Below are 21,385 nucleotides of genomic sequence, written 5' to 3'. Positions count from 1 at the left end.
TCATGGCCGAATCCATTCAGTCGCTCGACCAGCTCTCGCAGCTCAAGACCGCGGCGGCGCCGGACGCGCCCAAGCACGAGAAGAAGGTCGACAAGTTCAACCGCGCCTACGCCACCGGCAAGCGCAAGGACGCGGTCGCCCGCGTCTGGATCAAGCCGGGTGCCGGCAAGGTCACGGTCAACTCGCGCGAGGTCGAGGTCTATTTCGCTCGTCCCGTGCTGCGCATGATGATCGAGCAGCCGTTCTCCGTGGCCGCGCGTTCCGGGCAGTACGACGTGATCTGCACCGTCGCCGGCGGCGGTCTGTCCGGCCAAGCTGGCGCTGTGCGTCATGGCATCTCCAAGGCGCTCACCTATTTCGAGCCCGAGCTGCGCACCGTGCTCAAGAAGGGCGGCTTCCTCACCCGCGACTCCCGCGTGGTCGAGCGTAAGAAGTACGGCAAGGCCAAGGCCCGCCGGTCCTTCCAGTTCTCGAAGCGTTAATCGCTTCGGTCACATTCGCCGCGAAAGCGGCTTCAATGAGATGCAAAAGGGCGCTGATTTCAGCGCCCTTTTTGTTGTCCGTTTGTACGCAAATTGATGACGTGTTTCGCGAAAACTTGGCCTCGCGCGAAAACCTGAATGGAACTTGGCGGACTTAGCGTCGCATTTGGAAGGGCGCGCAAGTCGGATGTGCCGATCGCGTAACTGCTATGTTTCAAGAGGGGGGCCGACATGATGTCGCTCGATAGCATCACGCTCTATTTGGTCGCCACGATGGTCGCCGCATTGCTCGGCGCCATGATGGTGTTTTTTGGCAGGCAGGAGAACAGCCCCGCGCTGAAATGGTGGGGCACCGCCTATCTGCTCGGCGCAGCCTCCGTCGCGCTGTGGACGGCGACCGGCGACAAGCTCGGCCCGCACCTTTATCTCGCGCTCAATGCGGTCGGCTTCGTCGCCTGCGGCATGGTGTGGAACGCGGCGCGCGTCTTCCACGGCCGCAAGCCGAACTGGCCCGGTCTCGTGCTCGGCGCGGTCGCCTGGGTCGCGACGGTGACGCTGCTCGATCCCGCCGCGTCGATGCTGCGCATGATCATCGGCGCCGGCATCGTCTCGGTCTATGCGGCACTGACCGCGAGCGAGCTCTGGGTCGAACGGCGCAAGAGCCTGCAACGGCGATGGCCGGCTTTCGTGGTGCCGGTGATGCACGGCTGCGTGCTGATGATGCCGATCCTGCTCGGCAGCTTCCTGCGCCCGAATGATGCCGGCTTCTCCCACAGCGTCTGGGTCACCGTGTTCGCGGTCGAGCTCGTGCTCTATGCCGTCGGCACCGTGTTCGTGATCTTCATGCTGGTGTCCGAGCGCACGGTGACTGCGCACCGCACTGCCGCGTCGACCGATCCGCTGACCGGCATGCTCAACCGCCGCGGCTTCTCGGAAGCCTGTGCGCGGATGATCGAGCGCGAGGCCAAGGGCGGCCGGCCGGTCACGGTGATGATCTTCGACATCGACCATTTCAAGTCGATCAACGATCGCTTCGGCCATCCCGCCGGCGACGAGATGCTGAAACTGTTCTCGACCATCGTCGTCAACAATCTGCGCATCTCGGACCTGTCGGGCCGCATCGGCGGCGAGGAGTTCGCCGCGCTGCTGCCTTGCGCGCTGGAGGAGGGTGCGCTGGTCGCCGAGCGCGTTCGCGAGGCGTTTGAAACCTCCGGTATTGTGGTCGACGAGGGTCCGGTCGACACCACCGTCAGCATCGGTGTGGCCGGCGGGCCCGCCGGCACCGAGCTCGAGGTTCTGCTGGCCTCGGCCGACACTGCACTCTACCAGGCCAAGCGCGGCGGCCGTAACCGCGTCGAGGCGGCGGAGGAGTTGCCGTTGTCGCTGGAGAACTGGCGTCGCCAGAGCGCCGCGCGGATCGGTGTGCCCAGGGGAGAATCCAAGACACAGCCGGCGACGGCCTGAGACGAAAAGGCCTCGCGGTAATCTCCTGTTTACCATTCGGTTCCTACCATTGCGGTCATGGAATCGATCCGTCGACAGAATCCGCAGGCTGCCCTGATGTCGCTCGAAGCCGCTGCGGCCTCGGCACGCGGCGGTTTCGGCTGTCTGTTCTCGACCGCGGACGAATACGAGACCGCACTGATTGCCGAGCGCCGCGCCCAGGGGCGCTATGCGCAGAGCCGCAGCTATTGGCCGATTGCGCTGTTTCTCGGTTGCGCGTTCATCGTTGCAGGCACAGTGCTGTTGTTCGCCTGAGAGCGGCGCGTTTTCGGCCGGGCAGGGCGCCGTTTCGGCGCCTTTTTCTTTAGCCCCGGCTGCGGTAGATACGCCCATCAAACAACGGGGTGGAAACCGATGATCACCGAGATCGCGCAAATCGACGTCAAGCCGGGCAGCGAGAAGGATTTTGAGGCCGCCGTCGCCAAGGCCAAGGCCGCCTTCGGCCGCTCCAAGGGCTTTCATAGCTTCGAACTGCACAAGTCGATCGAGAAGCCGCAGCGCTACCGGCTGATGGTGAAATGGGCAACGCTGGAAAACCATACCGTCGACTTCCGCGGCTCCGAGAATTTCACCGAATGGCGCGGCCTCGTCGGCCAGTATTTTGCCTCGCCTCCGGAGGTCGAGCATACCGAGACCGTGCTGACGACCTGAGGCGGCTTACGCCGCCTCCGCCAGAGGCGGCGCCTCATACGTCTTGAAATGGTCGATCATGACCTTGACGATGGCGACGAGTGGCAACGCCAGCGCCAGGCCCCAGATTCCGAAGACGACGCCGAGCAGGATCTGGAACGCGAACAGCGTGGCCGGCGGGATGTCCAGCGCCTGGCGCTGGAGGATCGGCGTCAGCACGTAGCTCTCCATCGCGTGCACGCCGAGGAACAGGATCAGCGCCGATAGCGCCGGGATCCAACCCGAGGCGAGGCTCGCCAGCACCACGACGACGCCGGCGATGATGGCGCCGACCGTGGGGATGAAGGCGAGCAGGCCGGCCTGGATCCCCAGGATGAACGAGCCGGGGATACCGATGATGGCAAGCCCGATCCAGGTCACGACACCGACTGCGATCATCACGATGATCTGGGCGACCAGCCAGCGCTCGAGCGTCTCGCCGATGCAGTCGATGATGAGGGTCGCGCGGATGCGATGTTTCGCCGGCGCGAGGAACAGCAGCCCGTCGCGATAGATGCCGGGCTGCGTGGCGAAGGACAGCCCCAGAAACAGCACGATGAAGATGTTTCCCACACCGTGGATGGTGCCGAGCAGCAGCTTGAAGGTCTGGCTCACGATCGCTCCGCCGCTGGAGGCCAGCGCGCCGGCACCGGGCAAGGGACCGCGCGGGGGCGTTGCCGGCGAAGGCGTCGAGTCCGACGGCGTATTGGCCGCGGCGTCAGATGCACCGTTGCCGAAATCGAAGAAGCTGGTGTCGATGCCGTGGTTATCCAGGAAGGACTTCACATTGCCGATCTGCGACTTGATGGTGCTGCTGAGAACCGAGGCCTGCTCGGCGATGGTCGCGCCGCCGAGATAGGCGACGCCCGCGAGCAGCGCCGCAAGCACGAAGCAGACGATCGCAAGCCGCACCGCATGCGGCAGGCGGACATGGCGGCCGAGTGCGTTGGTCAGCGCGTTGAGGCCGACGCCGAGCAGCATGCCGGTGAAGATCAGGAGCAGGGTCGCCGAAAAGTACCAGGTGAAAACCAGCGCCGTGGTGAACAGCACGATCCCGATGCCGCCGACCATGATAGCCCAAGCCAGATCGGAGCGGGTTTTGGGCTGTTCATCTCTGGAAGCCGTCACATCGGGTCCTTTCGAAGCGGGCCGGAGCACTCTTTCGTGAAATCTCTCCGGGGATCAAGCCCGGGGCCAACGCCGCCGGCGCGCGGGGGGGCGATCAGGGGTTATGGGCGCGCTGAGGGGGCATTTGCGCGAAAATAGCATTGCCGTCCCGCGATCCCTTCTGTTGAATTTGTTCCATCCGAGGGGCATGTTTGGAGAATCTTTTTCGGCGCGAGGTCGGAACGGGAGATGAGAAAGCCGGTCGTCGGCGTGATCGGGAACGCCAGTCGCATCGAAAATCGATTTCAGGTGCAGATGGTCGGCGAGCGCAATCTGCGCGCCGTGGCCGAGGTTTCCGGCGGCTTGCCGGTGATGTTCGCGGGCTCGCCCGACATCACCGATATCGCCGCGCTGCTCGATACGGTCGACGGTATTGTCCTCACGGGTGCCCGTGCCAACGTCCATCCGACCCGCTTCAACGTTGACCCCTGCGAGAAGCACGAGCCCTACGACATCCACCGCGATGAGGTCGCGCTTGCGCTCTCGGTCGCCTGCGTCGCCCGCGGCATCCCGCTGTTCGGCATCTGCCGGGGCTTGCAGGAGATGAATGTCGCCTTCGGCGGCTCGCTCCACCCCGAGATCCGCGAAATCCCGGGCCGCATGAACCACCGCATGCCCAGGCTCGAGAATGGCGAGATCCATCCCGACCCGACCGTCGTGTTCGCCGACCGTCACGACGTCGACCTTACGCCGGGCGGCGCATTCGCAAAGCTCCTCGGCTGCGAGAAGATCCGGGTCAATTCGCTGCACGGGCAGGGCATCCTCGATCCCGGCAAGCGCGTGCTGATCGAAGGCGTGGCCGAGGACGGCACCATTGAGGCGATCCGCATCGCGGAAGCGGCGAGCTTCGCACTCGGTGTGCAATGGCACGCCGAATACGACCCGCAGCGCAATCCGATCAATCGCAAGCTGTTCGAGGCGTTTGGCGAAGCGATGGTGGCGAAGCAGAGGGCGGCGGCGTAGGCGCAGGTCTTTTGGTCGCGTCGACATTGCGAGCGCAGTGGAGCGGGACGTGCGGCTGCGTGCTATTTCTCCATGCCCGTGCTTCGAAAGGCGGCGGATTACGCCTTCGGCTAATCCGCCCTACGAACTGTGCTCGCGATATCTCAGACAGAATAAACCAATCAGCAAGAATTGGTGCATGCCGATTTTCGCGATTCCGATTCGTTCTTCGAGAACGAAATGGAGTCAGATGTAGAACAAAATCGACGGGACGAACGTACCGCGCCCCGTCTGCGATCTCGTCCACTTCGACCCCATCCATTGCATCGCACAATCGCAGCGGCGGCCACGTACGCTGCTGCATTGAGGTTCGCGAACCGACCACCATATATGTGGCAAGGGAGCCCTTGCCGTGTGGATCATGAAGGCGGCCCTCATAGCGGCGATCGGCGTCGTCGCTCTTGCTCTCTGCCTCCTTCCCGGTGCGGCGGAGGAGAACGGCCGTCTTGCACTCACTGTCACGATCGACGGAGCCATCGGACCGGCGTCGGCGAGCTACGTGAAGGAAGCCTTGGCCACGGCAGCCGCGCGGCGCGCCGAGGTCGTGATTCTGAAAATGAACACGCCCGGCGGTCTCAACTCGAGCATGCGCGAGATCATCGCGGATGTGCTTGGTTCGCCCGTCCCTGTCGTGGGGTACGTCGCGCCCTCGGGCGCTCATGCGGCGAGCGCGGGGACCTACATTCTTTATGCAACCCATATCGCGGCGATGGCGCCCGGTACCAACCTCGGTGCCGCGACGCCGGTGCAGATTGGCGGTCCCCTCCCGGGACTGCCGAGCGGCACGCCCGACAAGGACAGCAAGGACAAGGCGGCTGAGCCGAAAGACGCGATGACGGCAAAGGTGACGAACGATGCCGTCGCCTTCATCCGCAGCCTTGCCGAGTTGCGCAATCACAACGCCGATTGGGCCGAGAAGGCGGTCCGTGAAGCCGCCACGCTCTCCGCCAACGGCGCGTTGCAGGAAAAGGTCATCGATCTCGTCGCGCGCGATCCAGCCGAATTGCTCAGGCAGATCGATGGTCGCGTGGTCGAGGTCGCAGGCGGCAAGACGCAGCGACTTGCGACGAAGAACGCCGTGGTCGAAGTCGTCGATCCGGGATGGATTTCCCGATTTCTGGCGGTCATCACCGATCCCAACGTTGCCTTCATTCTCCTGATGGTCGGATTCTACGGCCTGATCTTCGAGTTCGTGTCGCCCGGTGCGGTCGCCCCGGGAGTGGTCGGGACGATCTGCCTATTGATCGGCCTCTATGCCCTCAATCTTCTGCCGATCAACTATGCCGGCCTCGGCTTGATGCTGGTCGGGATCGCGCTGCTGGCCATCGAGGCGTTCAATCCAACCGTGGTGATCGGTCTTGGCGGCGTCGTCGCCTTCGTGCTGGGAGCGCTCATGCTGGTCCGGGTCGAAGCGCCGGGCTACCGGCTGTCATGGTCGGTCATCGCCGTCGTCGCGGCGATGTTCACCGGCTTTGTTCTCGTCGTGCTCGGCGCGCTTCGGCGCGCCCACAACGCCCCGACCCGGGTCGGCGCGCAGGCCATGCGCGGCTTGTCCGCCGAGGTCCTCGACTGGAACGAGACCGAAGGTCACGTCTTTGCGCATGGCGAACGCTGGCAGGCGCGTGGCGCCGGCGCCTTCAGGCCCGGCGAGCGGGTCGAGGTCGCCAACATCGTCGATTTGACGCTGGTGGTCCGGCGACCCGGCCCGGCCAGCGGCGAGGGAGGTCAACTCTGATGATTGAATATTCGATCTATGCGGTGCTTGCGCTGCTCGTCGTCATGTTTCTCACCCAGGCGGTTCGCATCCTCAGGGAATACGAGCGCGGCGTCATTTTCACGCTCGGTCGCTTCACCGGGGTGAAGGGGCCGGGCCTCGTCATCCTCGTTCCGGTCGTGCAGCAGCTCGTCAAGGTCGATCTCAGGGTGATGGTGCAGGTGGTGCCGCCACAGGACGTGATCTCGCGCGACAATGTCTCGGTCAAGGTCAACGCCGTCCTATACTTCCGTATCGTCGATCCCGAGCGCGCCATCATCAAGGTCGGCGATTACATGGCCGCGACCAGCCAGCTCGCCCAGACCACGCTGCGCTCGGTGCTCGGCAAGCACGATCTCGACGAGATGCTGGCCGAACGCGACAAGCTGAACGCCGACATCCAGGAGATCCTCGACAAGCAGACCGACGTCTGGGGCATCAAGGTCACGGGTATCGAGATCAAGGACGTCGACATCAATGAAACCATGATACGCGCGATCGCGAAGCAGGCCGAGGCGGAGCGGTTGCGGCGCGCCAAGGTGATCAACGCTATGGGCGAGCAGCAGGCCGCCGAAAAGCTGGTCGAGGCCGGCCGCATTCTGGCACAGGAGCCGCAGGCGATGCAGCTGCGTTACTTCGCGGCTCTGCACGACATCGCGGGCGAGCGGTCGTCGACCGTCGTGTTTCCGCTGCCGACGGGCCTGCTCGATCATTTGATGCCGCGGCGGGACACGCCGTGATTGAAGAATGTAGGGCGGGCCGCAGCCGGTAGGACGGGTATCGCTCCGCCCGACCGTCACCGCAGACTATTGCACCTGCTTGACGCGATGTTCCCAATATGGGAATATATGCTGTGAGGATCATCAAGCAGTCCACGCTGGCCAAATTCGCGGCGGGAAATCCCAAGGCGAAGCCGGCGCTGACCCGGTGGGTCAAGCTTGTCCGGATGGCCAAATGGGCTTCAATGAATGAAATCCAGACGACCGTTCCGGGAGCGGTCGTTCTCAACGGCGAGCGTGCAAGATTCGAAGTCGCGGGCGGCAACTTCCGGCTGATCGTCTCGTTCTCGTTCAAGCATCAAATCGCGTTCATCAAGTTCATCGGCACGCATGCGGAATATGACAGAATCGACGCGCTGACGGTCGCGATATACTGAGGAGCCATCATGGAAATCCATCCAATTCGGACTGAAGCAGACTATGATGCCGCCGTTGCCGAGATTGAGCGGCTCTGGGGCGCAGAGCCCGGAACCGATGACGGTGACAAGCTCGATATTCTGGCAACGCTCGTCGAGAAATACGAGAACGAGCATTGGCCGATCGATACCGCGCGCGTCGATCCGATCGATATGCTGAACTACCTGATCGAGGAGGGCGGGCATACGCAGGCCGAGCTCGCCGAACTGCTCGGCTCCCGCTCGCGCGCGTCGGAGATTTTGAACCGAAGGCGGGCGCTGACGGTGGAGATGATTTTTCGTATCAGCGAGGCTTGGAAGGTGCCGGCCGAACTGTTGGTCAGGCCGTACCGGTTGAAGGCGGCTTGAGGTAAGAACATGGATGTCGAGGCGACCCTCACTGCGCACCTTGTCGGTCGTCACCTCGCCGATGTTAAGCGTCGCGAATACGATTGGAGCTTTGGTTTTGGGGACGCCGGGGCGTCAGGGTTGAGTGGTGAATGCCCTTGGCGGATCATCGTCGCAAATAGAATTGCATTTGCTAGCAGCGATGATGGCCAACAGTTCGGGCTGGCGACTCCTCTCGATGGCGAGAAGATAGCGCTAAGCCTTCTCGGCGCGAAAATCATCGAGCGCGTTTCGATCCGCCCGGATACGGGAGACGTGTCGATTTTCTTTTCAGGCAATTCTGTCTTGGAAGTTCTCAATATGTCGTCCGGCTATGAGGGGTGGCAAATCGGCATTCCAGGGCTCCAGATTATCGCGACTGGGGGCGGCGAATTGGCCGTCTTCCAAAAAAGAGAGAGCTAACTAGCCCAAAACGAAAAGGCGCCCTGCGACGGGCGCCTTTTGCTTGCGACGGTCTTCCGGCCGATCAGCCCGAATAGTACATGTCGAACTCGACCGGATGCGGGGTCATTTCGAAGCGGGCGACTTCGGTCATCTTCAGCTCGATGTAAGCGTCGATGAAGTCGTCGTCGAACACGCCGCCGGCCTTGAGGAAGCCGCGGTCCTTGTCGAGGTTTTCGAGCGCCTCGCGCAGCGAACCGCACACCGTCGGGATCTGCTTCAGCTCTTCCTTCGGCAAATCATAGAGGTCCTTGTCCATCGCCGGACCCGGATCCATCTTGTTCTTGATGCCGTCGAGGCCGGCCATCAGCATCGCGGCGAAGCCGAGATAGGGATTGGCGAGCGGATCGGGGAAGCGCACCTCGACGCGCTTGGCCTTCGGCGAAGCGGTGTAGGGGATGCGGCAGGAGGCCGAGCGGTTGCGCGCGGAGTAGGCGAGCAGCACGGGAGCCTCATAGCCCGGGACCAGACGCTTGTAGGAGTTCGTCGACGGGTTGGTGAAGGCGTTGATCGCCTTGGCATGCTTGATGATGCCGCCGATGTAGTGGAGGCAGGTCTCGGACAGGTCGGCGTACTTGTTGCCGGCGAACACCGGTTTGCCGTCCTTCCAGATCGACTGGTGGACGTGCATGCCCGAGCCGTTGTCGCCAAAGACCGGCTTCGGCATGAAGGTGGCGGTCTTGCCGTAGATGTGCGCGACCTGGTGGATGCAGTATTTGTAGATCTGAAGGTGGTCGGCCATCAGCGTGAGCGTGTCGAACTTCATGCCGAGTTCGTGCTGGGCGGAAGCGACCTCGTGGTGATGCTTCTCGACCTTCACGCCCATCTTGGCCATGGCGCCCAGCATCTCCGAGCGCATGTCCTGCACGGAATCCTGCGGCGGGACCGGGAAGTAGCCGCTCTTGGTGCGGATGCGGTGGCCGAGGTTGCCGCCTTCATATTCGGTGTCGGTGTTGGTCGGGAGCTCCGAGGAGTCGAGCCTGAAGCCGGTGTTGTAGGGGCCGCTCGAGAAGCGCACATCGTCGAACACGAAGAACTCGGCTTCGGGGCCGACGAAGACGGTGTCGCCCACGCCCATCGACTTCACCATGGCTTCGGCCTTCTTGGCGATGCCGCGGGGGTCGCGGTTGTAGGGCTCGCCAGTGGTCGGTTCGAGCACGTCGCAGGTGATGACCATGGTGGTCTCGGCGAAAAACGGATCGATCGTCGCGGTCACCGGATCGGGCATCAGGCACATGTCGGACTCGTTGATCGCCTTCCAGCCGGCGATCGAGGAGCCGTCGAACATCGTTCCTTCGGCGAAAATGTCCTCATCGATCATGCTGACGTCGAACGTCACGTGCTGCCACTTGCCGCGCGGATCGGTGAAGCGCAGGTCGACGTATTTGACGTCGTTGTCCTTGATCGATTTCAGGACGTCTTTGGCGGTCTTCATGCATACCCCTTTTGGCTCTGCGGGTCGATTTCCAGGTGAGCAGATTCGTTCTCGCTTTCGGCGAGTTGGCGCAACCGCACAAACGAAATCAGGCCGCCGAAGCAGCCTTTTTTCTTTCAGAGTGTCGCAAGATTCGGGATAGCACCCGGCTCAGATAGCGTCCAGCCCGGATTCGCCGGTTCGGATGCGGATCGCCTCTTCAATATTGGAGACGAAAATCTTGCCGTCGCCGATGCGCCCGGTTTGCGCCGCGCGGCGGATCGCGTCGATGGCGCGCTCGACCAGGTCATCGCCGATCACGATCTCGATCTTCACCTTGGGCAGGAAGTCGACGATGTATTCTGCGCCGCGGTAGAGCTCGGCGTGGCCCTTCTGGCGGCCAAAACCCTTGGCCTCGGTCACGGTGATGCCCTGAAGGCCGACTTCCTGAAGCGCTTCCTTCACCTCGTCGAGCTTGAACGGCTTGATGATGGCTTCGATTTTCTTCACTGCGCGCCTCCGGCCTTTCGATCAAATAGCAACGTCTTCGTCAGGATGCGCTTTTCTTAAAGCACGGACTTGTCTTCGCTGTCCCGGGTCGCCTGACCGGCCCGGTGGCGGCCGGCCACACCCGGATAATGCCAGTGAGCACGACGAACCGAAGCGGCTTCCTCGAAAGCAGGGTCTATGCCAAGTTGCAAATGCCCTGGTTATTGGAGCGTTATCAGCCTTTTAACGAGCATCTCTGTAGGTGGAGCCGACTGGTCCAAAATAGCGGAGACTGCGAAATAGGCAAACGGTTCAATCTCTGTGCAGATCAGGGTTTCAAGTTTGGGGTCGGCATGGAAAATGCCTGTCGAAAAGGCGTTTGTACCAGGGAAGTGGCATGGAAGTTCTGACCAACGCCGAAATGCAGCGGGCCGACCAGCTCTCTATCGCGGCCGGCACGCCCGGATTCAAGCTCATGCTGAGCGCTGGCCAGGCGGTCGCCGAAGCCGCCAACGCGCTGGTGGAGGAGGGGCCGATCCTGATCGTGGCCGGCCCCGGCAACAATGGCGGTGACGGTTTTGTCGCAGCCGCCGAGCTCGCTGCCCAGGGCCGCGAGGTCTCGGTGATCCTGATGTGCGAGCGCGACCAGCTCCAGGGCGACGCGGCCTCGGCCGCGCGGGGCTGGAAGCATCCGGTGCTGCCGTTCACTCCGCAGGCGATCGGAAAGCCGGCGCTGATCATTGACGCGCTGTTCGGTGCGGGCTTGAGCCGTCCCGTCGACGGCGAGGCGCACGCGATGATCGAGGCGATCAACGCCAATGGCGCGCCGGTGCTCGCCGTCGATTTGCCGAGCGGCATCAATGGCACCAGCGCGGCCGTGCTGGGCGTCGCGGTGAACGCAGCCGAGACCGTCACCTTCTTCCGCAAGAAGCCGGCGCATTTGCTGCTGCCCGGTCGCATGCATTGCGGTCACGTACGCGTCGCCGACATCGGCATCGACGCGCAGGTGCTGGACGAGATCGCGCCGCAGACTTTTGAAAACGATCCGGACTTCTGGGGCGCGGCTTTCCCGGTGCCGCGCATCGACGGCCACAAATACGCCCGCGGCCATGTGTTGGCCGTTTCGGGCGATGCGGCCGCGACCGGCGCTGCGCGGCTTGCCGCCCGCGGCGCGCTGCGCGCCGGCGCGGGCCTCGTGACGCTCGCGACCCCGCACGATGCGCTCGCGATCAATGCAAGCGCGTTGACGGCCGTGATGGTTCGCCCTGTCGACACCGTGCTCGAGTTCGGCGAGCTCCTCGATGACAAGCGCTACAACACCTGCATGATCGGGCCCGGCGCCGGCGTCGGCGAGCGCACCTGCGATTTCGTTCACACCGCGATCTCGGCGCAGCGCCATGTCGTGCTCGACGCGGATGCGCTGACGAGCTTTGCCGCCAATCCCGAACGGCTGTTTGAGTCGATCAAGTCCGCGGCTGAGGCCCAGGTGGTGCTGACGCCGCACGAGGGCGAGTTTCCACGGCTGTTCTCCGACCTTAGTAACAAGACCCCAGGCCGCTCGAAGCTCGAGCGCGTGCGCGCCGCCGCGGAACGCTCCGGCGCCGTCGTGCTCTTGAAGGGCCCTGACACCACGATCGCCGCGCCCGACGGCCGGGCCACTATGGCCGCCAACGCGCCACCCTGGCTCGCGACCGCAGGTGCCGGCGACGTGCTCGCCGGCATCATCGCTGGCCTCTTGGCGCAAGGCGTGCCGGCGTTCGAGGCTGCCAGCATCGGCGTTTGGATGCACGGCGAGGCGGGAAGCGAAGCAGGGCCGGGCTTGATCGCGGAAGATCTCACCGAGACGCTGCCGGCCGTGCACCGGCGGATCTACAACGCGCTCGGGATCGAGTACTGATGCTCCGACCGCTCGCGCTCACCGACATGGGCGCGGCGGCGCAGGTCCATCGGACCGCCTTTGACCAGGCGATGCCGTCGCTCGTCGGGCTGCACACGCCGGATCAGGATCACTGGTTCTACCGCGAGCGTGTCTTTCCGATCTGCCGGGTGTGGGGACACTTCGACGGCGATGAGCTGAGCGGGATCATCGCGTTTCGTGACGACTGGATCGAACAGCTCTACATTCGTCCCGCCGCGCAGGGCCGCGGCATCGGCACGGAGCTGCTCGACATCGCCAAAGGCACCAGCGAACAGCTCGAGCTGTGGACCTTCCAGCGCAACGCACGGGCGCGACGCTTCTACGAGGCGCGTGGGTTCACGCTGGCCGAGGAAACGGACGGAACGCGGAATGAGGAGAAGGAGCCAGACGCCCGGTACGTCTGGACGCGAACGAGCCGATAGCTCACTCCACCCCATACCACCGCACCAATCGCGGCGCGGCCCAATCCGTCACGACGGATTCGATCAGCCACCGTCCCGGTGAGGTCGCAGCGAGGGCGATGCGCTGCGTCTGGCCGGGCTCGATGGCGAGCGTGTCGAGCCAATAGGGCTTCCAGCCGTCGTCGAGCCGGTCGAGCAGGCGGAAATGATGGCCGTGCAAATGGAAGACGGTTGTGACGGGCGCGGGGTTCTTCAGGGCCAGCACGACGGTCCGACCGGCCTTGGCACGGAAGGCGGGGGCGGAGGTGGTGGAGAAATTGGCCGTCCGGGTCCAATCGGTATCGGCCGCGCCGAGCGCGACATCGAACCGCAGGGCGCCTTTCAGGTCGAGCTTCTCGGGCAGATCGTTCGAAGGAAGCGCCTGCGGCGCCAGCAGTGGCGTGCGTCGCTCAAGTTTGCCGGAGACCGCGAGGCGCCCGATCGGACGCGCCTCCTTGCCGTCATGCAGCACCAACGCGGCCGACATGGCCGCATCCACAAAGGCGTCGGCGCGGGCGCCGGGGGCCAGCACCAGGGCACCGTTGCGGGCCGGGAACGGCTCGGCCGGCTGTCCGTCCAGGGCCATCACCTGGACCTCGTGGCCTTCCAATTTGATCGCCAGAACAGAGCGTTGCGAGCCGTTGATGAAGCGCAGCCGCAATCGCTCGCTGGCCGCGGCTGAGAGTTCGAATGAAGTCCGCCCGTTCAGCGTGTAGAGCGGAGTCGTGTCTTTGGCATCCTGGCCCGGCGGAAGCGCGGTGCCGTCCAGCCTCACGCGCCATTCCTCGATCAGCAGAACCTCGTCGCGATCGACGGCGACGCGGCTGGTCTCCTCGGCAATCACCGGGAGCGGACGCATAGGCTGCTTCAGGCGGTCTTCAAAGAGGCGGAAGTCGGCTACCAGGGTCCCGGCGTTTGGTATTGAAATAATTGATATTTCGGTTGCGTCCGGAGCGGTGGGTGCGCGCCCCCGCAAGGGATCGGCCACCGCAGCGCCGTCGAGGCCGTACCAGACTGGCGCAAGCGGGACAGGCAGGGCGTTGCGGAAGGTCACCTCGCAGCGGTCGCCGCGTCTGAGATGGACGTTACCGAGATGGCTTACGGCGGTGAGTTCCCAGATCGGTGCAGGGGGCTGATCCGGCCTCAGAGCCAGGGTCGCCGGGCGGGCCTGGAGGGCAAGCTGGGTGGTCGTAACGGGCGTTGCGCCACCGCCAAGCAGACCCGCGGCGGAGGCCCCAAGGCCGGCCAAAACCTCGCGTCTGGTCGGGTTGAAAATCCGCGGTTTCATGGGCTCGATCCGGACCACGCCGCGCTGGATAAGTCCAGCCATCGTGCCTACTTGGAGAGTGCCTCCATCGGGCCATTTTTTTGCTGCGAACAGTCGGGCGCATGCTATAAGCCCGCCGCTCGCGGCATCGCGGCCGGTCTTGATGCAAATATACGCGGGCGTGGCGGAACTGGTAGACGCGCTGGATTTAGGTTCCAGTGACGAAAGTTGTGGGGGTTCGAGTCCCTCCGCCCGCACCAAGCGCTTTCAGCGTTTGCACGGATTTACCGAAGGCTCTGGCTCCGAGCGGACGTTTGTTCGTACGGAGCAGGGCTCTGATGAACCCACCGGCGCAGGGGTGTTGGCCTCGCGCGCCGGACCGATTGATGACAGCGTCCCGACGCGCGAGCGTGCCGGGACCGAACGAGAAGAAGATTGGACGCCATGCAGGTCACAGAAACCCTCTCGGAAGGCTTGAAGCACGAGTTCAAGATCAGCGTTCCCGCGTCTGATCTCGACGCCAAGGCTGGCGCCAAGCTCGTCGACCTCAAGGACAAGGTGCGCCTCAACGGCTTCCGCCCCGGCAAGGTGCCGGTTACTCACCTCAAGAAGGTCTACGGCCGCTCGGTGATGGCGGAGACGATCGACCAGACCATCCGCGACACCAATACCCAGCTGTTCTCCGACCGCGGCTTCAAGCTCGCGACCGAGCCGAAGATCACCATGCCGACCGAGCAGGCCGAAGTCGAGGAGCTGCTCAATGGCAAGACCGACCTGACCTACACGGTCGCGATCGAAGTGGTGCCCGCCATCGCGCTCGCCGACTTCAAGACCTTCCAGGTCGAGAAGCCCGTCGCCGACGTCTCCGATTCGGACGTCGACGAAGCGATCAAGCGCATCGCCGACACCAACCGCGGCTATGCCGACAAGGGTGAGGGCGCCAAAGCCGCCTCCGGCGACCGCGTCACCATCAACTTCAAGGGCACCATCAACGGCGAAGCCTTCGAGGGTGGCGCCGGAGAGGGCATCCAGGTCGCGATCGGCTCCAACACCTTCATCCCCGGCTTCGAGGAGCAGCTCATTGGCATCGGCGCCAACGAGACGCGCACGCTGAAAGTGTCGTTCCCCAAGAACTACATGAGCGAGAAGCTCGCCGGCCAGCCGGCCGAATTCGAGACCACCGCGACCTTGATCGAGGCGCCGCAGGATCTCACCATCGACGACGAGTTCGCCAAGACGCTCGGCCTGGAATCTCTGGACAAGCTCAAGGAAGCCGCGCGCGAGCGACTGGTTGCCGAGTACGCCGGTGCGACGCGCCAGCGCGTCAAGCGCGCGCTGCTCGACCGTCTCGACGAGGCGCATCGCTTCGAGGCGCCGCCCTCGCTCGTCGACGAGGAGTTCAATCTGATGTGGAACTCGGTCAAGGCCGAGATGGACTCCGCCGGCAAGACCTTTGCGGACGAGGACACCACTGAGGACAAGGCGAAGGAAGAGTACCGCAAGATCGCCGACCGCCGCGTGCGGCTCGGCCTCGTGCTCTCCGAGATCGGCGAGAGGAACAAGATTACCGTCACCGACGACGAGGTCGGCCGCGCCGTGATCGAGCGTGCGCGCTCGATGCCGGGCCGCGAGAAGGAAGTCTGGGACTATTATCGCAGCAACGCCCAGGCGCTGGCCCAGCTTCGTGCCCCGATCTATGAGGACAAGGTCGTCGACTTCATCCTCGAGCTCGCCAACGTGACCGAGAAGAAGGTCTCGCGCGAGGACCTGTACAAGGACGACGAGGAAAAGACTGCAGCCTGAAGGCTTTGAGACGGTCTTCTATTAAGCGGTCTTCTATTAAGGATGATCAGCGAACGGGCCCAGCTAGCCAGATGGCCGGCTGGGCCTTTTTGCCAGAATCAGCTTCAAGTGCCCCAAAGGGCTCAATGGATTAAGCCTTAATTCGCTCCGCACTTGTCTGGCGTGAATTGGGCTATATCTGTCGGTACATACGCGTTCTACCTCTACCAACTTCCTGCATCACGGGACGTCCATCGGCCTTCCGGCACATCCAGCCCGACTGGCAGCCAAGACTGGCGATGTCCGCCTCTAAAAACCTAGGTGACTCATGCGCGATCCGGTTGAAACCTACATGAACCTCGTGCCCATGGTGGTCGAGCAGACCAACCGTGGCGAGCGCGCCTACGACATTTTCTCGCGCCTGTTGAAAGAGCGCATCATCTTCGTGACCGGGCCGGTCGAGGACGGCATGTCGACGCTGGTCGTCGCGCAGCTGTTGTTCCTTGAGGCGGAAAATCCGAAGAAGGAAATCTCGATGTACATCAACTCGCCGGGCGGCGTGGTGACGTCGGGCCTTGCGATCTACGACACCATGCAGTTCATCCGTCCGCCGGTCTCGACCCTGTGCACGGGACAAGCTGCGTCGATGGGCTCGCTGCTGCTCGCGGCCGGCGAAAAGGATATGCGCTTCTCGCTGCCGAACGCGCGCATCATGGTGCATCAGCCCTCCGGCGGCTTCCAGGGCCAGGCCACCGACATCATGCTGCACGCCCAGGAAATCCTGAACCTGAAGAAGCGGCTCAACGAGATCTACGTGAAGCATACCGGCCAGACCTACAAGTCGATCGAGGATGCGCTGGAGCGCGACAAGTTCCTGACCGCCAACGACGCCAAGGAGTTCGGCTTGGTCGACAAGGTCATCGACAAGCGTGCGGAAGAGCCCGCGGCAGCGAAGACCCAGTAGCATTACCGGGACTGCAACAGCGATCCTCGGAATTAGCGGGGATCGTCAGCACGGCGTTCGGGTTAAGAACGCGTTCGCAACGGCGCAAAAAGCCAGTTTTGCGCCCTGCGACAGGCAGAAAGTTCCGCTTTCGTGCTCGTTTTTTCGTGGTAATGCAGCAACGCTGGGGTGATTTCGATCACTTCGCCCGTGCCAAGACGTGAAATCACGGTATTGTCACGGGTAGCCGGCGAGCCCCCGATTAGCGAATTCTTGATAGTCGGGTGACAGCATGGTTGGCTACGAATGATCGGCTATGATCGCGGAGAATCGAGTGACCGTGATTCGCACGGGATGTAACGCGTAGGGTCTTTTTTGGTACGGAATTTGCTCTATTTGAATCCCTTACCCGCCAACGTTTCGGGATGGGACGATCGAGCGGACGGGATCGAACCGCGGACGGAGACATGAATGAGTAAGGTCGGCACGAGCGACTCCAAGAACACGCTATATTGCTCGTTCTGCGGCAAGAGCCAGCACGAAGTCCGCAAACTGATCGCGGGTCCCACGGTCTTCATCTGCGACGAGTGCGTCGAGCTCTGCATGGACATCATCCGCGAGGAGAACAAGTCCTCGCTGGTCAAGTCGCGCGACGGGATTCCGACGCCGAAGGAAATCTGCAAGGTCCTGGACGATTACGTCATCGGTCAGAGCCATGCGAAGAAGGTCCTGTCGGTCGCGGTGCACAACCACTACAAGCGCCTCAACCACCAGACCAAGCACAACGATGTCGAGCTCGCGAAGTCGAACATCCTGCTGATCGGTCCGACCGGTTCAGGCAAGACGCTGCTCGCGCAGACGCTCGCCCGCATCCTGGACGTGCCGTTCACGATGGCGGACGCGACCACGCTGACCGAAGCCGGCTATGTCGGTGAGGACGTCGAGAACATCATCCTGAAGCTGCTCCAGGCTGCGGACTACAATGTCGAGCGCGCCCAGCGCGGCATCGTCTATATCGACGAAATCGACAAGATCAGCCGCAAGTCCGACAATCCCTCGATCACGCGCGACGTGTCGGGTGAGGGTGTGCAGCAGGCGCTGCTGAAGATCATGGAAGGCACGGTGGCTTCGGTCCCGCCGCAGGGCGGCCGCAAGCATCCCCAGCAGGAGTTCCTGCAGGTGGATACCACCAACATCCTGTTCATCTGCGGCGGTGCGTTCGCCGGCCTCGAGAAGATCATCTCGACGCGCGGCCGGTCGACCTCGATCGGCTTCGCCGCCCAGGTGATGGCGCCGGAAGATCGCCGTACCGGCGAGATCTTCCGTCACGTCGAGCCTGAGGACCTCCTGAAGTACGGCCTCATCCCTGAGTTCGTCGGTCGTCTGCCGGTCGTGGCGACGCTCGAGGATCTCGACGAGGCTTCGCTGAAGAAGATCCTCACCGAGCCGAAGAACGCGCTGGTGAAACAGTACCAGCGGCTGTTCGAGATGGAGAATATCGAGCTGACCTTCGCCGACGAGGCGCTTGGCGCGGTTGCCCGCAAGGCGATCGAGCGCAAGACCGGCGCGCGTGGTCTGCGTTCGATCCTCGAAGCGATCCTGCTCGAGACCATGTTCGACCTGCCGGGCCTGGAAGGTGTGGAAGAAGTCGTGATTTCCCGCGAAGTTGTGGAAGGCACGGCGCGTCCGCTCTACATCTATGCCGATCGGTCCGATCGCGCCGTCGAGAACGCCAGCGCCTGATTTTGCGGCGTTGGAACGCTCCAAACGTCATTCATAGTAGCGGCTGCGGACATGTACTCCGCAGCCGGCGTTGTGTCGCTTACTCCAGTGCGTAAGCGCCTGATGGCGCGTGTTTTTCAATGACTTGACACCCCCCGGGTCGATAGCCACCTAATGTCGGCGGCGAGCGAGAATTCTGTTCAAGATTCGCCTCCGTTCCGATCCGGCAAGCCCGGTCCAACCTTCAAATGGTAGGCTGGTTTTGTGGATCACCTCGGCACCTTGTGGCGGTTGCGCATGAGAGAAGCGGACTGCGTGCGAGGGGGCAAAGCAAAAGGAAAAGGCCATGACTAATCCAAAACCCCGGCCAACCATCGTCCATGGTGAGACGCACGCTTATCCCGTGTTGCCGCTGCGCGATATCGTCGTCTTCCCGCACATGATCGTTCCGCTCTTCGTCGGTCGCGAGAAGTCGATCCGCGCGCTCGAAGAGGTGATGAAGAACGACGCGCTGATCATGCTCGCGACGCAGAAGAACGCGTCGGACGATGATCCGGCGCCCGATGCCATTTACGAGACCGGTACGCTTGCAAGCGTCCTGCAGCTCTTGAAGCTTCCCGACGGCACCGTGAAGGTGCTGGTCGAAGGGCTCGAGCGTGCGCGCGTGCAGAAGTACACCGATCGCGCCGATTACTATGAAGCCACCGCAGTTGCGCTCGCCGACACCGATGCGAAGTCGGTCGAGGCGGAAGCGCTGTCGCGTTCGGTCGTGTCCGACTTCGAGAGCTATGTGAAGCTCAACAAGAAGATCTCGGCCGAGGTCGTTGGCGTCGTGCAGGCGATCACCGATTTCGCCAAGCTCGCCGACACCGTTGCCTCGCATCTCGCCGTCAAGATCGCGGATCGGCAAGGAATCCTGGAAACGCTGTCCGTCACCACGCGCCTGGAGAAGGTGCTGGGCCTGATGGAGAGCGAGATCTCGGTGCTGCAGGTCGAGAAGCGCATCCGCTCGCGCGTCAAGCGCCAGATGGAGAAGACCCAGCGCGAGTATTATCTCAACGAGCAGATGAAGGCGATCCAGAAGGAACTCGGCGACGACGACGGTCGCGACGAGCTCGCCGATCTCGAAGAGAAGATCTCCAAGACCAAGCTCTCCAAGGAAGCGCGCGAGAAGGCGCAGCATGAATTGAAGAAGCTGCGTCAGATGTCGCCGATGTCCGCGGAAGCGACCGTCGTGCGCAACTATCTGGATTGGCTGCTGTCGATCCCGTGGAACAAGAAGTCCAAGGTGAAGAAGGATCTGGAAGCGGCGCAGGCCATTCTGGACTCCGATCACTACGGGCTGGAGAAGGTCAAGGAGCGTATCGTCGAGTATCTCGCGGTGCAGTCGCGTGCCAACAAGCTGACGGGCCCGATCCTGTGCCTCGTCGGTCCTCCCGGCGTCGGCAAGACCTCGCTCGGCAAGTCGATCGCGAAGGCGACCGGACGTGAGTTCGTGCGCGTCTCGCTCGGCGGTGTGCGCGACGAGGCCGAGATCCGCGGTCACCGCCGCACCTATATCGGCTCGATGCCCGGCAAGATCATCCAGTCGATGCGCAAGGCGAAGTCGTCCAATCCGCTGTTCCTGCTGGACGAGATCGACAAGATGGGCGCCGATTTCCGCGGCGATCCGTCCTCGGCGCTGCTCGAGGTCCTGGATCCCGAGCAGAACGCGACTTTCAACGACCACTATCTCGAGGTCGACTACGATCTGTCCAACGTGATGTTCATCACGACCGCGAATACGCTGAATATTCCGGGACCGCTGATGGACCGCATGGAAATCATCCGGATCGCCGGCTACACCGAGAACGAGAAGGTCGAGATCGCGCGCAAGCACCTGATCCCGACCGCGGTGTCCAAGCACGGCCTGGACTCCAAGGAGTTCTCGATCGACGACGACGCGCTGCTGCTGCTGATCCGCCGCTACACCCGCGAAGCGGGCGTGCGTAATCTGGAGCGTGAGCTCTCCACACTCGCCCGCAAGGCGGTGAAGGAGCTGATGATCTCCAAAAAGAAGTCGGTCAAGGTCACCGAGAAGACTCTGGAAGAGTTGCTCGGCGTGCCGAAGTACCGCTTCGGCGAGATCGAGAGCGAGCCGCAGGTCGGCATCGTCACCGGCCTGGCCTGGACCGATGTCGGCGGCGAGCTCTTGACCATCGAAGGCGTCATGATGCCCGGCAAGGGCAAGATGACGGTCACGGGCAATCTGCGTGACGTCATGAAGGAATCGATCTCGGCGGCAGCGTCCTATGTCCGCTCGCGCGCGATCGTCTACGGCATCGAGCCGCCGCTGTTCGACCGGCGCGACATCCACGTGCACGTGCCGGAAGGCGCGACGCCGAAGGACGGTCCGTCGGCGGGCGTGGCCATGGCCACCGCGATCATTTCGGTCATGACCGGCATCCCGGTCCGGCACGATGTCGCGATGACCGGCGAGATCACGCTGCGCGGCCGCGTGCTGCCGATCGGCGGCCTGAAGGAGAAGCTGCTCGCGGCTGCCCGCGGCGGCATCAAGACTGTGCTGATCCCCGAGGACAACGCCAAGGATCTCACGGAGATTTCCGATGCGATCAAGGGCGGCATGGAGATCATCCCGGTCTCCCGTCTCGACGATGTCGTCGCCAAGGCGCTGGTGAAGAAGCCCGTGCCGATCGTCTGGGAAGAGGACACCAAGGTGACGGTGAAGCCGGACGGCGACGAAGCCGCCGGCGGCCTGACCGCTCACTGAGATCGCAATTCGAAAAGATGATAAAACGGCGCCTTCGGGCG

The 21,385-nt window shown here is 63.1% G+C and carries 20 protein-coding genes and 1 tRNA gene; 17 read left to right on the top strand and 4 right to left on the bottom strand.

Translation table 11 applies throughout. The annotated features are described in order from the left end of the window. The first annotated feature begins 2 nt into the window (after positions 1 to 2). From rpsI to YUA_RS0106335, 4 genes are all read left to right on the top strand, one after another. Positions 3 to 482: a 30S ribosomal protein S9 gene (gene rpsI, locus YUA_RS0106350; RefSeq protein ID WP_007611021.1), complete on the top strand. Its 480-nt coding sequence runs from the start codon at positions 3 to 5 to the stop codon at positions 480 to 482. A gap of 231 nt (positions 483 to 713) precedes the next feature. Continuing rightward, positions 714 to 1,946: a GGDEF domain-containing protein gene (locus tag YUA_RS0106345; protein WP_027529924.1), complete on the top strand. Its 1,233-nt coding sequence runs from the start codon at positions 714 to 716 to the stop codon at positions 1,944 to 1,946. 57 nt (positions 1,947 to 2,003) lie between these two features. Then, the gene (locus YUA_RS0106340; RefSeq protein ID WP_027529923.1) at positions 2,004 to 2,240 is read left to right on the top strand and encodes a hypothetical protein; all 237 of its coding nucleotides are present in this window, start codon (positions 2,004 to 2,006) and stop codon (positions 2,238 to 2,240) included. 99 nt (positions 2,241 to 2,339) lie between these two features. Next, positions 2,340 to 2,636, top strand: coding sequence for an antibiotic biosynthesis monooxygenase (locus YUA_RS0106335; RefSeq protein ID WP_027529922.1), 297 nt, complete (start codon positions 2,340 to 2,342; stop codon positions 2,634 to 2,636). Positions 2,637 to 2,642: 6 nt separating this feature from the next. Here YUA_RS0106335 and YUA_RS0106330 read toward each other — a convergent pair whose 3' ends face one another. Next, positions 2,643 to 3,782: an AI-2E family transporter gene (locus tag YUA_RS0106330; protein ID WP_027529921.1), complete on the bottom strand. Its 1,140-nt coding sequence runs from the start codon at positions 3,780 to 3,782 to the stop codon at positions 2,643 to 2,645. Positions 3,783 to 4,010: 228 nt separating this feature from the next. On the opposite strand from YUA_RS0106330, the gene YUA_RS0106325 reads away from it, so the two are divergent. The 6 genes from YUA_RS0106325 to YUA_RS0106300 all read left to right on the top strand — a co-directional run bounded on the left by YUA_RS0106325 (position 4,011) and on the right by YUA_RS0106300 (position 8,560). Further along, the gene (locus YUA_RS0106325; RefSeq protein WP_027529920.1) at positions 4,011 to 4,784 is read left to right on the top strand and encodes a gamma-glutamyl-gamma-aminobutyrate hydrolase family protein; all 774 of its coding nucleotides are present in this window, start codon (positions 4,011 to 4,013) and stop codon (positions 4,782 to 4,784) included. Positions 4,785 to 5,184: 400 nt separating this feature from the next. Further along, a complete protein-coding gene (locus YUA_RS0106320) occupies positions 5,185 to 6,558 on the top strand; it encodes a nodulation protein NfeD (protein WP_035970559.1) in 1,374 nt (457 codons plus the stop codon). Then, positions 6,558 to 7,316 carry a slipin family protein gene (locus YUA_RS0106315; protein WP_371259872.1) on the top strand — a complete coding sequence of 253 codons (759 nt, stop codon included), beginning with the start codon at positions 6,558 to 6,560 and terminating at the stop codon, positions 7,314 to 7,316. Before YUA_RS0106320 ends, YUA_RS0106315 begins: the two co-directional genes overlap by 1 nt. Before the next feature lie 113 nt (positions 7,317 to 7,429). After that, positions 7,430 to 7,732, top strand: coding sequence for a type II toxin-antitoxin system HigB family toxin (locus tag YUA_RS0106310; RefSeq protein ID WP_027529917.1), 303 nt, complete (start codon positions 7,430 to 7,432; stop codon positions 7,730 to 7,732). A 9-nt stretch (positions 7,733 to 7,741) separates the two neighbouring features. Then, positions 7,742 to 8,119, top strand: a complete 378-nt coding sequence (locus tag YUA_RS0106305; protein ID WP_027529916.1) for a type II toxin-antitoxin system HigA family antitoxin — start codon at positions 7,742 to 7,744, stop codon at positions 8,117 to 8,119. Between the two features lie 9 nt (positions 8,120 to 8,128). Then, the gene (locus YUA_RS0106300; protein ID WP_027529915.1) at positions 8,129 to 8,560 is read left to right on the top strand and encodes a hypothetical protein; all 432 of its coding nucleotides are present in this window, start codon (positions 8,129 to 8,131) and stop codon (positions 8,558 to 8,560) included. A 64-nt stretch (positions 8,561 to 8,624) separates the two neighbouring features. On the opposite strand, the gene glnA is transcribed toward YUA_RS0106300, so the two are convergent. Together glnA and YUA_RS0106290 are read right to left on the bottom strand one after the other, a co-directional pair. Beyond that, entirely contained in the window at positions 8,625 to 10,034 is a 1,410-nt protein-coding gene (gene glnA, locus YUA_RS0106295) for a type I glutamate--ammonia ligase (protein ID WP_027529914.1), read from the bottom strand. 150 nt (positions 10,035 to 10,184) lie between these two features. Then, entirely contained in the window at positions 10,185 to 10,523 is a 339-nt protein-coding gene (locus YUA_RS0106290; protein WP_007603495.1) for a P-II family nitrogen regulator, read from the bottom strand. 376 nt (positions 10,524 to 10,899) lie between these two features. On the opposite strand from YUA_RS0106290, the gene YUA_RS0106285 reads away from it, so the two are divergent. Together YUA_RS0106285 and YUA_RS0106280 are read left to right on the top strand one after the other, a co-directional pair. After that, on the top strand, positions 10,900 to 12,399 hold the full coding sequence (locus tag YUA_RS0106285; RefSeq protein ID WP_027529913.1) for a bifunctional ADP-dependent NAD(P)H-hydrate dehydratase/NAD(P)H-hydrate epimerase: 1,500 nt from the start codon (positions 10,900 to 10,902) through the stop codon (positions 12,397 to 12,399). Then, entirely contained in the window at positions 12,399 to 12,842 is a 444-nt protein-coding gene (locus YUA_RS0106280) for a GNAT family N-acetyltransferase (protein ID WP_027529912.1), read from the top strand. Before YUA_RS0106285 ends, YUA_RS0106280 begins: the two co-directional genes overlap by 1 nt. 1 nt (position 12,843) lies before the next feature. Here the strand turns inward: YUA_RS0106280 and YUA_RS0106275 are convergent, their stop codons facing one another. Beyond that, positions 12,844 to 14,148, bottom strand: a complete 1,305-nt coding sequence (locus YUA_RS0106275; RefSeq protein ID WP_027529911.1) for a multicopper oxidase family protein — start codon at positions 14,146 to 14,148, stop codon at positions 12,844 to 12,846. A 154-nt stretch (positions 14,149 to 14,302) separates the two neighbouring features. Between YUA_RS0106275 and YUA_RS0106270 the strand changes: the two genes are divergently transcribed. The 5 genes from YUA_RS0106270 to lon all read left to right on the top strand — a co-directional run bounded on the left by YUA_RS0106270 (position 14,303) and on the right by lon (position 21,344). Then, a tRNA-Leu gene (locus YUA_RS0106270) sits at positions 14,303 to 14,387 on the top strand. Between the two features lie 184 nt (positions 14,388 to 14,571). Then, complete coding sequence (gene tig, locus YUA_RS0106265; RefSeq protein WP_027529910.1) at positions 14,572 to 15,930, top strand: trigger factor; 1,359 nt, start codon at positions 14,572 to 14,574, stop codon at positions 15,928 to 15,930. A gap of 307 nt (positions 15,931 to 16,237) precedes the next feature. Further along, a complete protein-coding gene (locus tag YUA_RS0106260; protein WP_027529909.1) occupies positions 16,238 to 16,873 on the top strand; it encodes an ATP-dependent Clp protease proteolytic subunit in 636 nt (211 codons plus the stop codon). A 450-nt stretch (positions 16,874 to 17,323) separates the two neighbouring features. After that, positions 17,324 to 18,595: an ATP-dependent Clp protease ATP-binding subunit ClpX gene (gene clpX, locus YUA_RS0106255; protein ID WP_027529908.1), complete on the top strand. Its 1,272-nt coding sequence runs from the start codon at positions 17,324 to 17,326 to the stop codon at positions 18,593 to 18,595. Positions 18,596 to 18,920: 325 nt separating this feature from the next. Continuing rightward, complete coding sequence (gene lon / locus YUA_RS0106250) at positions 18,921 to 21,344, top strand: endopeptidase La (protein ID WP_027529907.1); 2,424 nt, start codon at positions 18,921 to 18,923, stop codon at positions 21,342 to 21,344. Positions 21,345 to 21,385 lie beyond the last annotated feature (41 nt).

The sequence above is a fragment of the Bradyrhizobium sp. WSM3983 genome, assembly GCF_000473045.1.
Lineage (GTDB): Bacteria > Pseudomonadota > Alphaproteobacteria > Rhizobiales > Xanthobacteraceae > Bradyrhizobium.
Note: the sequence above shows the minus strand (reverse complement) of the source record. Positions and strands in the feature narration are given on the sequence as shown.

Coding starts and splice junctions, on each gene's coding strand:
- YUA_RS0106315 (WP_371259872.1), top strand. CDS start 6,558: ATGATTGAATATTCGATCTATGCGGTGCTTGCGCTGCTCGTCGTCATG.
- YUA_RS0106305 (WP_027529916.1), top strand. CDS start 7,742: ATGGAAATCCATCCAATTCGGACTGAAGCAGACTATGATGCCGCCGTT.
- YUA_RS0106285 (WP_027529913.1), top strand. CDS start 10,900: ATGGAAGTTCTGACCAACGCCGAAATGCAGCGGGCCGACCAGCTCTCT.
- YUA_RS0106335 (WP_027529922.1), top strand. CDS start 2,340: ATGATCACCGAGATCGCGCAAATCGACGTCAAGCCGGGCAGCGAGAAG.
- YUA_RS0106345 (WP_027529924.1), top strand. CDS start 714: ATGATGTCGCTCGATAGCATCACGCTCTATTTGGTCGCCACGATGGTC.
- YUA_RS0106340 (WP_027529923.1), top strand. CDS start 2,004: ATGGAATCGATCCGTCGACAGAATCCGCAGGCTGCCCTGATGTCGCTC.
- YUA_RS0106320 (WP_035970559.1), top strand. CDS start 5,185: ATGAAGGCGGCCCTCATAGCGGCGATCGGCGTCGTCGCTCTTGCTCTC.
- YUA_RS0106300 (WP_027529915.1), top strand. CDS start 8,129: ATGGATGTCGAGGCGACCCTCACTGCGCACCTTGTCGGTCGTCACCTC.
- clpX (WP_027529908.1), top strand. CDS start 17,324: ATGAGTAAGGTCGGCACGAGCGACTCCAAGAACACGCTATATTGCTCG.
- YUA_RS0106260 (WP_027529909.1), top strand. CDS start 16,238: ATGCGCGATCCGGTTGAAACCTACATGAACCTCGTGCCCATGGTGGTC.
- rpsI (WP_007611021.1), top strand. CDS start 3: ATGGCCGAATCCATTCAGTCGCTCGACCAGCTCTCGCAGCTCAAGACC.
- YUA_RS0106275 (WP_027529911.1), bottom strand. CDS start 14,148: ATGAAACCGCGGATTTTCAACCCGACCAGACGCGAGGTTTTGGCCGGC.
- YUA_RS0106280 (WP_027529912.1), top strand. CDS start 12,399: ATGCTCCGACCGCTCGCGCTCACCGACATGGGCGCGGCGGCGCAGGTC.
- tig (WP_027529910.1), top strand. CDS start 14,572: ATGCAGGTCACAGAAACCCTCTCGGAAGGCTTGAAGCACGAGTTCAAG.
- glnA (WP_027529914.1), bottom strand. CDS start 10,034: ATGAAGACCGCCAAAGACGTCCTGAAATCGATCAAGGACAACGACGTC.
- lon (WP_027529907.1), top strand. CDS start 18,921: ATGACTAATCCAAAACCCCGGCCAACCATCGTCCATGGTGAGACGCAC.
- YUA_RS0106325 (WP_027529920.1), top strand. CDS start 4,011: ATGAGAAAGCCGGTCGTCGGCGTGATCGGGAACGCCAGTCGCATCGAA.